At 65.6% G+C, this 12,300-nt stretch carries 12 protein-coding genes; 8 read left to right on the forward strand and 4 right to left on the reverse strand.

The window, feature by feature from the left end; all coding sequences use genetic code 11:
• Positions 1-29: 29 nt before the first annotated feature.
• Positions 30-1,079: a WYL domain-containing protein gene (locus tag QMX81_RS07625; RefSeq protein ID WP_282260230.1), complete on the reverse strand. Its 1,050-nt coding sequence runs from the start codon at positions 1,077-1,079 to the stop codon at positions 30-32.
• Positions 1,080-1,843: 764 nt separating this feature from the next.
• Positions 1,844-4,531, reverse strand: coding sequence for a pyruvate dehydrogenase (acetyl-transferring), homodimeric type (aceE, locus tag QMX81_RS07630; RefSeq protein WP_088434592.1), 2,688 nt, complete (start codon positions 4,529-4,531; stop codon positions 1,844-1,846).
• A gap of 469 nt (positions 4,532-5,000) precedes the next feature.
• On the opposite strand from aceE, the gene QMX81_RS07635 reads away from it, so the two are divergent.
• The 3 genes from QMX81_RS07635 to QMX81_RS07645 all read left to right on the forward strand — a co-directional run bounded on the left by QMX81_RS07635 (position 5,001) and on the right by QMX81_RS07645 (position 6,888).
• Positions 5,001-5,504 carry a PadR family transcriptional regulator gene (locus QMX81_RS07635; protein WP_282260235.1) on the forward strand — a complete coding sequence of 168 codons (504 nt, stop codon included), beginning with the start codon at positions 5,001-5,003 and terminating at the stop codon, positions 5,502-5,504.
• A 91-nt stretch (positions 5,505-5,595) separates the two neighbouring features.
• Positions 5,596-6,393: a siderophore-interacting protein gene (locus QMX81_RS07640; RefSeq protein ID WP_282260237.1), complete on the forward strand. Its 798-nt coding sequence runs from the start codon at positions 5,596-5,598 to the stop codon at positions 6,391-6,393.
• A 57-nt stretch (positions 6,394-6,450) separates the two neighbouring features.
• Positions 6,451-6,888 (forward strand): hypothetical protein, encoded by a 438-nt coding sequence (locus QMX81_RS07645; RefSeq protein WP_282260239.1) that lies wholly within the window; start codon positions 6,451-6,453, stop codon positions 6,886-6,888.
• Between the two features lie 104 nt (positions 6,889-6,992).
• Here the strand turns inward: QMX81_RS07645 and QMX81_RS07650 are convergent, their stop codons facing one another.
• A complete protein-coding gene (locus QMX81_RS07650; RefSeq protein WP_282260242.1) occupies positions 6,993-7,694 on the reverse strand; it encodes a YceI family protein in 702 nt (233 codons plus the stop codon).
• Positions 7,695-7,779: 85 nt separating this feature from the next.
• Positions 7,780-8,370: a malonic semialdehyde reductase gene (locus tag QMX81_RS07655; protein ID WP_088434587.1), complete on the reverse strand. Its 591-nt coding sequence runs from the start codon at positions 8,368-8,370 to the stop codon at positions 7,780-7,782.
• Positions 8,371-8,499: 129 nt separating this feature from the next.
• On the opposite strand from QMX81_RS07655, the gene QMX81_RS07660 reads away from it, so the two are divergent.
• From QMX81_RS07660 to QMX81_RS07680, 5 genes are all read left to right on the forward strand, one after another.
• The gene (locus QMX81_RS07660) at positions 8,500-9,471 is read left to right on the forward strand and encodes a mitochondrial fission ELM1 family protein (RefSeq protein ID WP_121042321.1); all 972 of its coding nucleotides are present in this window, start codon (positions 8,500-8,502) and stop codon (positions 9,469-9,471) included.
• 57 nt (positions 9,472-9,528) lie between these two features.
• Positions 9,529-10,392, forward strand: a complete 864-nt coding sequence (locus tag QMX81_RS07665; RefSeq protein ID WP_121042320.1) for a DUF2145 domain-containing protein — start codon at positions 9,529-9,531, stop codon at positions 10,390-10,392.
• Between the two features lie 52 nt (positions 10,393-10,444).
• Entirely contained in the window at positions 10,445-10,966 is a 522-nt protein-coding gene (locus QMX81_RS07670; protein ID WP_282260247.1) for a hypothetical protein, read from the forward strand.
• Positions 10,967-11,000: 34 nt separating this feature from the next.
• Entirely contained in the window at positions 11,001-11,528 is a 528-nt protein-coding gene (locus QMX81_RS07675) for a hypothetical protein (RefSeq protein WP_282260249.1), read from the forward strand.
• A gap of 76 nt (positions 11,529-11,604) precedes the next feature.
• Positions 11,605-12,159: a queuosine precursor transporter gene (locus QMX81_RS07680; RefSeq protein WP_046272868.1), complete on the forward strand. Its 555-nt coding sequence runs from the start codon at positions 11,605-11,607 to the stop codon at positions 12,157-12,159.
• Positions 12,160-12,300: the final 141 nt, after the last annotated feature.

A 12,300-nucleotide genomic window follows, 5' to 3' on the forward strand; every position in this document is an offset into this window, starting at 1 on the left:
TGTGGGTTTGAATGCGGGGTGGCCGATCGTTACGACGAAATGGTGGGGCTGTAAGAAGCTGCTGCATCACGAATGCGATTGGCGACGCGTGTACGCATTGATTCAGGTGCAATCACGCGGATGCGCTCGGCCTGGCTGAGCACCCATGTCACCATCTCCTGGTCTTCTGGCACCACGACCTTCAGGCTGTGCCATTCGCTACCCTCAATTGGCTGCAGTGTCTGATCCAGCGCCAGCGGCGTCTCAGCGAGTGCCCATGCGAGTTGAGGGTGCACTTCGGCATCCAGGACTATCGCTTCGTCGCTGATGCGCGGGCTAAAAGCAGCAGACTTGAGATAGGCCGGCATATCGAATCCGCGATCGTCGGCTACTTCATCGGTCACGACCACGTCGATGAAGCGATGCAACGCAAAGTGCCTCAGGTCGTCGAAATTCCCTACACGGGCGATTAAATATGTAGTTGCCCCTCGGGCCGCTAGCCCCGCGGGATGCAATGTCATTTCAATAGGCTGTGCTTTGGCGCGACTGAGGTAGCGTCCCTTCAGCAGGCGACCAGTCAACAAGGCCGTCGCAACGTCATCCCAGATCTTCGGCTCCACCACTGCCGGCAGCAATGGTTTCACGGGCGGCACCACGCGCACGCGCCTTGACCATTGCGAAAGCCCATTTTGTTCCATGGTTTGCAGCAGTTCCCGGGCCTCATTGAAATGAGGGTCGAGAAGGCCGAGCACCGTAGGCGGTAGCACATGACGCAGATGCTCCTCAGCCATGGTCATCGCCAACGCCGCCGCTGGGCTGATTACCGGCACGGTAGTCTGCGCGGATGCGGCGAACGACCAACGATAAGGGCGAGCGCGACGCACATCCTCATCGCTATCTTCAGAGCTGCACACCAATTGGAAAAGCGTGCTGAGCTTGCCTGAGAGATCACGCTGCAGTGAGCGCAGATTGATGTCAAACCCTTCTGCCGAAAGTGAGTCACGCAGCTCAACAGTGGAGATGCTGCGCGGGAAACGTGGAATTAACCTCAGCAGGACGAGATTCCTGGCAAGCGGATCTTTGATTGGTCGTTGCGTCATGGCGTTATGCTGGGCGCGGCTTTTTGCCGCCCCCTCTCTCATTCAGGACTGGGAGTAGATTGCGGCCGGCATACGACATACGGTGTCGCGTAGCCAGTTTCGGCGCGATGCCGAGGAAGCTCGCAAGCAATGATCAGCCGCTGAGCCCTTGTTGGGCTCGGCAACTTCCGAGCGCCACCTGGAGAGCAGCGCAGAATTTCAGTCTTGAATAGTGATCTACGTGACCTACATGGTCATCCGATGACGCGCGTACTGCGGTACGCATGCCTGCGAGAGAAGTCCTTTTCATCTCCAGCCCCCCTGTGGGCCGCTTTATTTTGGGCAAGTCTACGTCAATGAGCGCAGCGTTTGGGCGCCCCTCTAAAAGGACCTTCTGCAACTCTCGCATCCCGCTATGAGCCTAAAGTCCGCCGTGGGCTGGCCGTTAATCCAGCCGAGATCGCCGAGAATCAGCACAAAACCAGTTTGCGATGTCTGTCGTGCAAGCACATCACGTGCAACGAAACGTTGGCAGAGTGTGACGTCATTCTTATGCGCGTCTAGGCCGGTTGGCAGATTCCTCGTTCAGTGAGGATGTCGGAAATGGACGCATCTGCGAGTGACTCCATCTTGCAGCCCAAGACGCTTTCCGCCAGGGCGCTGCTCGGGGCGGCTGGCGGCATAAGCTCGAGGTTCCGCGGGTGCTAGCGATGGAGCATCCATTTGAGTGCCCAAAAAAAAGGGCGGCCTATTGGCCGCCCAGATTTAAAGCTCGTCCTTCTAGATCAAACCCCGACAGGATTAGCCTTCTCAGGATCAATCTTGTACTGCTTGATCGCTCTCGCCACATCCTTACCCGTCATCTTCCCTTCCTTCGCCAGCGCCGCAATCGCGGCATGCGCGATGTAGTACCGGTCAACCTCGAAGAAGCGACGCAGGTTGGCACGGGTGTCCGAACGACCAAAGCCATCCGTACCCAGCACCGTGTACGACATCGGCACGAACGCGCGGATCTGGTCCGCATACGCACGCACATAGTCGGTCGCGGCAATCGCCGGGCCCTGGCGGCCTTCCAGCAGCTCGGTCACGTAGGCCTTGCGCGGCTCGGCTTCCGGGTGGAAGCGGTTGTAGCGCTCAGCATCGAAACCATCGCGGCGCAGTTCGTTGATGCTCGGGCAGCTCCAGATATCGGCGGTCACGCCGAAGTCCTTGTCCAGCAGCTCGGCCGCAGCAATGGCTTCGCGCAGGATGGTGCCCGAACCCAGCAGCTGCACGCGCAGCTCGCCCTTCTTCGGCTTGCCGGCGTCGGTGAGCAGGTACATGCCCTTGACGATGCCGTCGGCCGCGCCTTCCGGCATTTCCGGGTGGGTGTAGTTTTCGTTCATCAGGGTGATGTAGTAGTACTCATCAATCTGATCTTCCATCATGGCCTTGGTGCCGTGCTGCAGGATCACCGTCACTTCGAAGCCGAAGGTCGGGTCATAGCTGCGCACGTTCGGGATGCCACCGGCGACGATATGGCTGAAGCCATCTTCGTGCTGCAGGCCTTCACCGTTCAGCGTCGTGCGGCCGGCGGTGCCGCCGAGCAGGAAGCCACGGGTACGCATGTCCGCGGCCTGCCAGGCGATGTCGCCCACGCGCTGGAAGCCGAACATCGAGTAGTAGATGTAGAACGGCAGCATCGGCACGTTGCTGACCGAGTAGCTGGTACCGGCGGCCATCCAGGAGCTGATCGCGCCCGGCTCGCTGATGCCCTGCTGCAGCACCTGGCCGCTCTGGTCTTCGCGGTAGAACATCAGCTGGTCCGCATCGACCGGCTTGTACTTCTGGCCGAACGGGGCGTAGATGCCGATCTGGCGGAACAGGCCTTCCATGCCGAAGGTACGGGCTTCGTCGGCCACGATCGGCACGATGTGCGGGCCCAGTTCCTTGTCGCGCAGGGTGATGTTGAGGCTCTGCACGAAGGCCATGGTGGTGGAGTAGCTGCGCTCGCCGCTGCTCTTGAGCAGACGCTCGTAGCTTTCCAGCTTCGGTGCGTTGAAGCTCTTGGTCGCCTTGCGGCGGCGCTGCGGCAGGTAGCCACCCAGGGCGGCACGGCGTTCCTGCAGGTACTTCACTTCCGGCGAATCCGGGCCCGGGTGGTAGAACGGCACCTGGCCATCGGCCAGCTGCGCGTCGGTCACCGGGATGTTGAAGCGGTCGCGGAAGTGGCGGACGGCGTCGTCATCCAGCTTCTTGGTCTGGTGGGTCGGGTTCAGTGCTTCACCCGCGCTGCCCATGCCGTAGCCCTTGACCGTCTTGGCCAGGATCACGGTCGGCATGCCCTTGGTGTTCACGGCCTGGTGGTAGGCGGCGTAGACCTTGTGCGGATCGTGGCCACCACGGTTGAGGCGCCAGATATCGTCGTCGGACAGGCCGGCGACCATCGCAGCGGTTTCCGGGTACTTGCCGAAGAAATGCTCGCGGGTATACGCGCCACCGAAGGCCTTGCAGTTCTGGTATTCGCCGTCGACGGTTTCCATCATCAGCTTGCGCAGGACGCCATTGGTGTCCTTGGCCAGCAGGGCATCCCAGTAACCGCCCCACAGCAGCTTGATGACATTCCAGCCGCCGCCACGGAAGACACCTTCCAGTTCCTGGATGATCTTGCCGTTGCCACGCACCGGGCCGTCGAGGCGCTGCAGGTTGCAGTTGACCACGAAGATCAGGTTGTCCAGGCCTTCGCGGCCGGCCAGCGCGATCGCGCCGAGGGTTTCCGGCTCATCGCTCTCGCCGTCGCCGATGAAGCACCACACCTTGCGGTCGGACTTCTCGATCAGGCCACGGTTTTCCAGGTAACGCAGGAACTGCGCCTGGTAGATCGCGGCGAGCGGGCCCAGGCCCATCGACACGGTCGGGGTCTGCCAGTAATCCGGCATCAGCCACGGATGCGGGTAGCTGGAGAGGCCACCGCCGTCGACTTCCATGCGGAACTTGTCCAACTGGGCTTCGTCGATGCGGCCTTCCAGGAAGGAACGCGCATAGATGCCCGGGGCGCTGTGGCCCTGGATGAAGAGCAGGTCGCCCGGGTGGTCTTCGCTCGGGGCGCGCCAGAAGTGGTTGAAGCCCACGTCATACAGCGTGGCGCCGGAGGCGAAGGAGGCGATGTGGCCGCCCAGGTCGCCCGGCTTGCGGTTGGCGCGCACGACGGTCGCCATCGCGTTCCAGCGGATGATGGAACGAATGCGCCATTCCAGTTCGGCGTTGCCCGGGCTCTTGGCCTCCAGGGTCGGCGCGATGGTGTTCACGTACTCGGTGGTGGGAGAGAACGGCAGGTAAGCACCCGAACGACGGGTCAGTTCCACCATGCCTTCCAACAGCTGATGCGCGCGCTCGGGGCCCTCGACATCAATTACGGCCTTCAGCGACTCGATCCATTCCTGGGTTTCCACAGGATTCGGGTCGTTGTTCAGCACCTCGTTCAACCAGTTCATTTGCGCTCCCATGACCGCACGCACGCGCGCGACTGTTTTAGATTTCTAGCCGCAAAGTGTAGCGCACCAAGGGGTTTGCTTACTTCGCTACGGTTGCGTATGGAACCATCCCGGCGTGTCCGGAAGGACAGCCGGCGACAGCGCGCGGGCCGCGCCGGAAGGTTCCACGCTGGATTTCAGCCTGCCCGGTGGCGATGACACCGGCGCGTCAGCGGGACACCGATGGACAGCACGGGCACTGCGGCGCAGGCGATTGGCGTGGATCGTGCGCGAAGCGACGGCATTCGAGCGCGCATCGGCGTGGATCATTGGTGCCGTTGGGATGCGGCAACCGGGTGCAGTGTTCCACCACAAGCACGCACCGTCACAGCAGGAATTGACCTGAACGCATCCCTGCCATGCGTGCGCGAGTGCTGGCCGAACCGGAGTTTTCGATATATCGTTCCGCCACTGCATTCGATATATCGAAATGACCTCTCCGCGCGACCTCGACCGCCCTGCCCGCCCGCTGACCGCCCGGCCCCTCAGCCGTGGCGACCTGCGCCTGCTGGTGCTGTCCCTGCTCGCCGACCAGCCGCGCCATGGCTATGAGCTGATCCAGCTGATCAGTGACATGTTCGTGCGGGTCTACACGCCCAGTGCCGGCTCGATCTACCCGGTGCTGGCGCAGTTCGAGGCCGCCGGCTGGGTTGGCGCGGTCGAGGACGGTGGGCGCAAGCGGTACGCACTCAGCGCACTGGGCCTGGCCGAACTGGAGGCGCAGCGCGACGAGGTCGATGCCGCAGTGCACCGGGTACGCGACAGCGCGCGCACGATCACCAAGGCCAACCTGCCGCCGTTCGTGCGCGATGCGCTGCGCGAGCTCAAGCACGCGCTGGGCCTGTGCCACGGCCGCTGGCAGGACGACAACGCCGCTGCCGTGGCCGAGGCGCTGCGCGAGGCCGCCGCGCGGATCCGTGCCCAGGGCCGCTGACCTCCCTTCTTCGTTTCAGACCCAGCCAGCCACCGCCCGCCAGGTCCTTCTTTCTCAACGCCGCGCTGCGGCACTGATCCAGGTATTCCCCATGGCTCTGCATGAAAACCGACTGCTCCGTCATACCGTGACGTTCCGCCCGCTGCAGGTGCTGCGCACCGAAGAGATCAGCCCGTGCATGCGCCGGGTGATCGTCGGTGGCGAGGCGCTGGAGGGCTTCGATTCGCCCTCACCGGATGACCACGTCAAACTGTTCTTCCCAAACGCCGAGGGCCAGTTCGTGGTCCCGACGATGACCCCGGAAGGCCCGCGCTACCCGGACGGGCAGACGCCCTCCCCCTCGCGCGATTACACCCCGCGCTGGTGGGACTTGGAGACCCACGAGCTGGCGCTGGATTTCGTCATGCACGGCGACGGCCTGGCCTCGACCTGGGCCGCCAACGCGCAGCCGGGCGATGCGATCGCCGTGGGCGGCCCGCGTGGCTCGCACATGACCGCCGATGACTTCGACACCTACGTGCTGATCGGCGATGAAACCGCGCTGCCGGCGATCGGCCGCTGGCTGGAGACGCTGCCGGACGGCGCGAATGCCGATGTCTACATCGAGATCCCCGAATCCGGCGATCGCCAGGAGCTGCCGGAGGACGACCGCATCCGCATCTCGTGGCTGGAGCGCAACGGCTTCGACGCCGCCAGCAGCACCCTGCTGGAGGACGTGCTGACCGATTTCGAGGAACCGGACGGCGACACCTTCTACTGGATCGCGGCCGAATCGCGCCGGGCCCGGATGATGCGCAAGTACATCGAGGGTCACCTGGGTGTGCCGAAGGACTGGATCCGCTCCACCGGCTACTGGAAGGCCCACGGCAGTGAGCACCACGACGACTGAGCCCGCGACGGGCACCGGCCGCGAATGCGACAATCGCGTTTTGTGCCGGTGCCTTTCATGCAAGCCTCTCCTCTTTCGGCACTGACCGATCTGATCGACCGCGCCGAGCGGGCCGATCCCGCGCTGGATGCCGCCCTGGCGGCGCTGGCGCCTTCCGTGGGCGAGCACATCGCCCCGCTGCGCACCGCCCTGGTGCCATTGGCCCGTGCGCAGGCCGCGCTGGTGCAGGCGAACATCGATATCGACCTGGTCGCCGATGAGCTGCGCCGTTACCAGAAGTACGCGATGCCGGGTAAGCCGAGCCTGCAGATCGTGCAGCTGCGCAAGCAGCAGGCCTCGGTGAAGCAGGCCGCGCTGCTGGCCCGCCAGGCGTTTGCGCAGGCCACCCATGCGTTCCTGCGTGAGAGCGGCTTGACCGCGCCGGCACGGCGCACGCCGACCGATTTCACCACGCTGTGGCTGGGCAAGGTGAGCGCGCAGGTGGCGGCGGGTTGATTAACACCGCAGAACGGTAGTGCCGGCCGCTGGCCGGCTCGCCCCATAAAGAAAGCCCGCCAATTGGCGGGCTTTCTGCCTTCTCACGACGAGTGAGGAGAAACTCAGGCAGCCGGCTTTTCGCCAGTGGCCTCGGTGGTGATGCGGATGTTCACTTCATCGCTGACGTTCGGGGCGTACGCGCCGACGCCGAAATCGCTGCGCTTGATGGTGGTGGTGGCATCGAAGCCCGCCGCCGGCACCTTGGCCATCGGGTGCTCGCCGCCGCCGTTGATGGTGACATCCAGGGTCACCGGCTTGGTGATGTCCTTGATGGTCAGGTCGCCGGTCACGGTCAGCTTGTTGGTGCCGTTGGCTTCCACCTTGGTGCTCTTGAAGGTGGCGGCCGGGAACTTGGCGGCGTCGAAGAAATCGGCGCTCTTCAGGTGCTCGTCGAACTTGGCGGTGAAGCTGTTCAGGCCGGTCAGCGGCAGCTTCACTTCCACGGTGGACTTGGTCACGTCAGCGGCGTCATACACCAGGGTGCCTTCGGCGCTGCCGAAATGCGCGGTCGGGTGCGAGAAGCCGAAGTGGCTCCACTGGACCAGCACGTCGGTGTGGGTCGGATCGAGCTTGTAGGTGCCCGAGGCGATCTGGATGGCCTCGGCGGCCGGGGCGGCAGCCGCGGCGTCCGCAACCGGGGCGGCGGTTTCGGTGGCGGCCGGCGCGTCAGCGGCCGGAGCAGCGGCTTCGTCAGCCGGCTTGGAGCAGGCGGCGATGGCCAGGGTCAGGGCGAGCGGCAGCAGCAGTTTGCGGGTCATGGTCATGTCAGGTCTCTCTCGAATCGAAGGGAAAAGAAGCAAAGGTCATGCAGCCCATCCGCACGGACGGGCCACGATCCGGCGGTAACGCTTATGCGATGCGGGCGGCTTCGTCGAAGGACAGGCGAGGCAGCCGCGGGAACAGGCCCGAGGCGTCACCGTACCCCAGGTTGACGAGGAAATTCGACTTGATGGCGGTGCCCTTGAAGAAGGCTTCGTCGACCTTGGCGTTGTCGAAGCCGGACATCGGGCCGGCATCCAGACCCAGCGCGCGGGCGGCCAGGATCAGGTAGGCGCCCTGCAGGCTGCCATTGCGGAACGCGCCTTCGGTGCGGCCTTCACGCGGGCCGTCGAACCACGCCTTGGCATCGGTGTGCGGGAACAGGAACGGCAGCTTCTCGTGGAAGTCTTCGTCGAAGGCGACGATCACCGTGACCGGGGCGGCCAGGGTCTTGTCGTGGTTGCCTTCGGACAGGGCCGGGGCGAGCTTGGCCTTGGCTTCCGGGGATTTCACGAACACGAAGCGCGCCGGGCTGCCGTTGGCGGCGGTCGGGCCCCACTTCAGCAGCTCGTACAGCGCCTTCAGCTGGCTGTCGTCGACCGGCTTATCAAGGAAGGCGTTCTGGGTGCGGGCGGTACGGAACAACTGATCGAGCGCAGCATCGTCAAGGACGTGGGACATGAAGCCTCCGGAAACAAGGGGAATCGTTCGCGCATCGGCTACCGTGGCAGGGCGACCGCGCGATCGGCGAAGGCTGGCAGTGTAGAGTGTCGCGACAGTTGCAACACCCAGCCTGACTGAAACGAATTAATGCCATACGTGAAACGATGGAGTCCGCCCTGGACGATCACTGACGGCCGTGCCGGCAATGTGCGGCAGGCGGTGGCCCTGGCCACGGCATTGAAGCTGGGGGCGCATCGTCCGCTGGTGCTCACCCCGCGCGCGCCCTGGCGCTGGCTGGCCCCGCGGTGGCTGCCCGGTGCCGCCAAGGGCTACGGTGACGCTTTCGCAGCCCTGGCCACCGACGCCCCTGAGCTGGCCGTCGGTTGTGGCCGCCAGGCGGCCGGTGCGCTGCGCGAACTGCGCCGCCGTGGCACCAAGGTCGTCCAGATCCTCGACCCCCGCCTCAGCCCGCGCCACTGGGACCTGCTGGTGGTGCCTGAGCATGACCGGCTGCGCGGCAGCAACGTGCTCACTCTGCTCGGCAGCCTGAATCCGGTCAACGATGACTGGCTGGCCTGCGGCCGTGCCGCCTTTGCAGCATTCAGCGCCCTGCCTGGCCCGCGCACCGCGCTGCTGGTCGGTGGCCCTACCCCGCATGCCCCGTGGCATGAGCCGGACATGGTGCAGGTGTTCCAACAGCTCGCCTCCCAGCTGCGCGAGGAAGGCGGCAGCCTGCTGGCCACGACCTCGCGACGTACCCCACCGGCCCTGGTCGGGGCGCTGCGCAGTGCGTTTGCCGATGTGCCGAATGTGATCTGGGGCGATGGCGGCGACGGCGTGAACCCGTATGCCGGGCTGCTCGGCTGGGCCAACCGCGTGGTGGTCTCGCCGGATTCGGTGAACCTGCTCTCTGAAGCGTGCGCCACGCGCATGCCGGTCGCCGTGGCCCTGGCCGACCAGGCGCAGGGACGGCTGGCGCACTTCCAGCACGCGCTGCGCGACCGTGGCCGGTTGCAGGCGCGCTGGCTGGACTGGCAGACGCAGGGCCGCATCGAGCCGCTGCGCGAGACCACGCGCGTTGCCGAGGACGTACGCGCGCGGTTGGAGATTCAGGCCTGACGGCATCGCACAGCGTTATGATGCGGCCGCGGCCGGTGCCGCCGGAGACTGTGTGACATGGATGTACCCTTCGCTGCACTGATCAAGCGCCTGCACCCCGTTCTGCTGTGTGGTGTATTGCTGGGCGCTGCGCTGACCGCACACGCCGAACCGCAGTGCACCGAACGCTATCCCACACCGGCTGCGTTGGCCTCCATGTTCGATGTGGCCCTGGCCACCACCGACGCATTGGATGCACTCGATGGCGTGGACGTGGTGCTGATCGCCCGCGGTGGCCAGGACCTGAGCAAGTACGGCCTCCGCCACAGCCATCTGGCCTTCCTGCTGCGCGAAGACGATGGGCAGTGGCGCGCGGTGCACCTGCTCAATCCGTGCAAGACCGCCGAGTCGCACCTGTTCCGCGAAGGGGTCGCCACCTTCATCGGCGAGACCTCCAGCCATACCGACCTGCGCATCGGCGTGCCGACGCCTGCGCTGCGCGATGCACTCAAGGCGATGCTCACCCAGCCGGCGATCCAGGCCAAGGCGCTGCATGAAGCGCGCTACAGCGTGGTGGCGTATCCGTTCCGCACCGAGTACCAGAATTCCAACCAGTGGATCCTGGAAGTACTGGGCGCGGCGATGGCGCAGGTGGAAGAGCGCACCCTGATTGTCAACCGCACCCAGGCGCAGCAATGGCTGCAGCGGCACATGTATACGCCCAGCACGCTGCACATCGGCGTGGCCAAGCGGCTCGGCGCGCGCTTCTTCGTGCCCAATGCGGCCGTTACCGACCACCCGGCCAGCGAGCGCATTTCCGGCAATTACTCGGTGGTGACGGTGGAATCGATCTTTGATTTCCTGCAACTGCGCAGCAGCCTGCAGCAGGAGCTGGCCGTGCCGCATGTACCGGTGAAAGGCATTACCGCCCCCAAACCGTGAGTCAGCAGCGGGCATACTGCGGACCCAAGTTGAGACATCAGAAGGATCTTCGATGACACGTGTTTCGCGCAGCGTCGTTGCACCGCTGCTGGCCATTGCCGTGTGCGCGGCCAGCCTGCCCGCGCCCGCGCAGGTGGTGGGCATCAATCACCCGGTGACCAGCAGCGTCATCGTCACCTCGGTGGTGAGCGTGGTGGTGGTGACCGCACCGGTGTGGCTGGTCTCGGCCGGCCTGAGCAAGGCCAGCGACGCTTCGGCCCGACGCAGCCGCGCGGCCAAGGACGCACGTGGCAAAGCCGGGCCGCTGCCGCCGCTCACCGTGGAGAAGGTGGAGCACACGCCAGAAGGCGGCATCGAGATGGCCCTGCAGAATCCGCAGGCACCGGACGAGCCGGCCGTGATTGCCTGGCCCGCGCGCGAGGACAACCCGGCAGCCGCGGTGGCGGTGGGCGACGTACTGGCGCTGACGCCCACCCAAGGCGGCGCCGGCTGGACCGTGACCACGGCCGAAGGCACGGCCTTGGCCTTCCTGCCCATCGATGCGGCGGCGGCGCAGCCGAGTGCACGTTGGTAACCCCTCGCTGTCCGCTGTCTCGTGGAGCTGCTGAATGAACCGGATATCCCGTCCTGCCGTTGCGCCACTGCTGGCGCTGACCTTGCTCGCGACCAGCGTGTCGGCCGGCGCCCAGAACCTCAGCAATGCCTCGCCGGTCACCAGCAGCGTCCTCACCACCTCGGTGGTGAGCCTGGCGGTGATCACCGCACCGGTCTGGCTCAGCGCGCTGGGCGTGAGCGAGTTGCATGACGCCGCCATGCCGCACAACCGCGCCGCCCGGGCCGCGAAGCGACAGAAGGCCGCTCCGATGCCGCCACTCACGGTGGAGCGCGTGGCGCAGCAACCGGACGGCAGCTACCAGGTGGAGCTGAAGAACCCGCAGGCCCCGGATGCACCGGCCGTGGTGGCCTGGCCGGCGCGTGCCGACAACCCGGCGGCAGGCGTGAAGGTGGGCGATGTGCTGGCGTTCACCCCGACCCCGGCCGGTGCGGGCTGGATGGTGGCCGATGCCGAAGGCGCCGCGCTGGCGTTCCTGCCGACCCAGGATGCGGCGGCCACCAGCATGAGCGAACGCTTCTGACTGAACCGGCCCGGGCTGGCCCTCGGCCGGACAAGCCCGGATAATCCGCCGCTTCCCCCGACTTCCCCGGCTCGCCATGTCCGCGCGTCCTGCCATTGCCTTTGCCCCGTTGACCCCGCGCTCGCTGCTGCTGGCGGTGCTGGCCATGGGCGCGGTGGTGCTGGGCTCGAACGTGCTGGTGCAGTACCCGATCAATGACTGGCTGACCTGGGGTGCCTTCAGCTACCCGGTGGCATTCCTGGTCAGCAACCTGATCAATCGCCGCTTCGGCCCGGCGGCGGCGCGGCGGGTGGCCTGGGCCGGGTTCGCGTTGGCGGTACTGCTGTCGATCTGGATCGCCACGCCGCGGATCGCGGTGGCCTCGTGCCTGGCCTTCATCGCCGCGCAGCTGCTGGACATCACCGTGTTCGACCGGCTGCGCCGCGGGCACTGGTGGCGCGCCCCGATGGTCGCAACGACCTGCAGCGCGACGCTGGATACGACGATTTTCTGGAGCATCGCCTTCGCCGGTTCCAGCCTGCCGTGGGTGAGCTGGGCGCTGGGCGATCTGGCGGTGAAGCTGACGATCGGCGTGTTCCTGCTGGCGCCGTTCCGCGCGTTGCTGTGGAAGATGGCACCGCGCGCGGTGTGACATCGTGCGCCGATCGTCCGGTGTAGCGCTGGCGGTCGGGTATCGCCCTGGGTCGGGCATCGCTCTCGGCCGGGTATCGCTATCGGTCGGGCATCACGATGGGTAGTGCCGGCCGCTGGCCGGCTCAGCAGAGTTCATGGG

The sequence above is a fragment of the Stenotrophomonas sp. PS02301 genome (assembly GCF_029959485.1).
Taxonomy (GTDB): domain Bacteria; phylum Pseudomonadota; class Gammaproteobacteria; order Xanthomonadales; family Xanthomonadaceae; genus Stenotrophomonas; species Stenotrophomonas maltophilia_Z.

Excerpts from the sequence above, each read along its gene's own strand:
- QMX81_RS07645 (WP_282260239.1), top strand. The coding sequence starts at position 6,451 with ATGCAAGCCTCTCCTCTTTCGGCACTGACCGATCTGATCGACCGCGCC.
- QMX81_RS07665 (WP_121042320.1), top strand. The coding sequence starts at position 9,529 with ATGGATGTACCCTTCGCTGCACTGATCAAGCGCCTGCACCCCGTTCTG.
- aceE (WP_088434592.1), bottom strand. The coding sequence starts at position 4,531 with ATGAACTGGTTGAACGAGGTGCTGAACAACGACCCGAATCCTGTGGAA.
- QMX81_RS07680 (WP_046272868.1), top strand. The coding sequence starts at position 11,605 with ATGTCCGCGCGTCCTGCCATTGCCTTTGCCCCGTTGACCCCGCGCTCG.
- QMX81_RS07670 (WP_282260247.1), top strand. The coding sequence starts at position 10,445 with ATGACACGTGTTTCGCGCAGCGTCGTTGCACCGCTGCTGGCCATTGCC.
- QMX81_RS07625 (WP_282260230.1), bottom strand. The coding sequence starts at position 1,079 with ATGACGCAACGACCAATCAAAGATCCGCTTGCCAGGAATCTCGTCCTG.
- QMX81_RS07640 (WP_282260237.1), top strand. The coding sequence starts at position 5,596 with ATGGCTCTGCATGAAAACCGACTGCTCCGTCATACCGTGACGTTCCGC.
- QMX81_RS07655 (WP_088434587.1), bottom strand. The coding sequence starts at position 8,370 with ATGTCCCACGTCCTTGACGATGCTGCGCTCGATCAGTTGTTCCGTACC.
- QMX81_RS07635 (WP_282260235.1), top strand. The coding sequence starts at position 5,001 with ATGACCTCTCCGCGCGACCTCGACCGCCCTGCCCGCCCGCTGACCGCC.
- QMX81_RS07660 (WP_121042321.1), top strand. The coding sequence starts at position 8,500 with ATGCCATACGTGAAACGATGGAGTCCGCCCTGGACGATCACTGACGGC.
- QMX81_RS07675 (WP_282260249.1), top strand. The coding sequence starts at position 11,001 with ATGAACCGGATATCCCGTCCTGCCGTTGCGCCACTGCTGGCGCTGACC.
- QMX81_RS07650 (WP_282260242.1), bottom strand. The coding sequence starts at position 7,694 with ATGACCATGACCCGCAAACTGCTGCTGCCGCTCGCCCTGACCCTGGCC.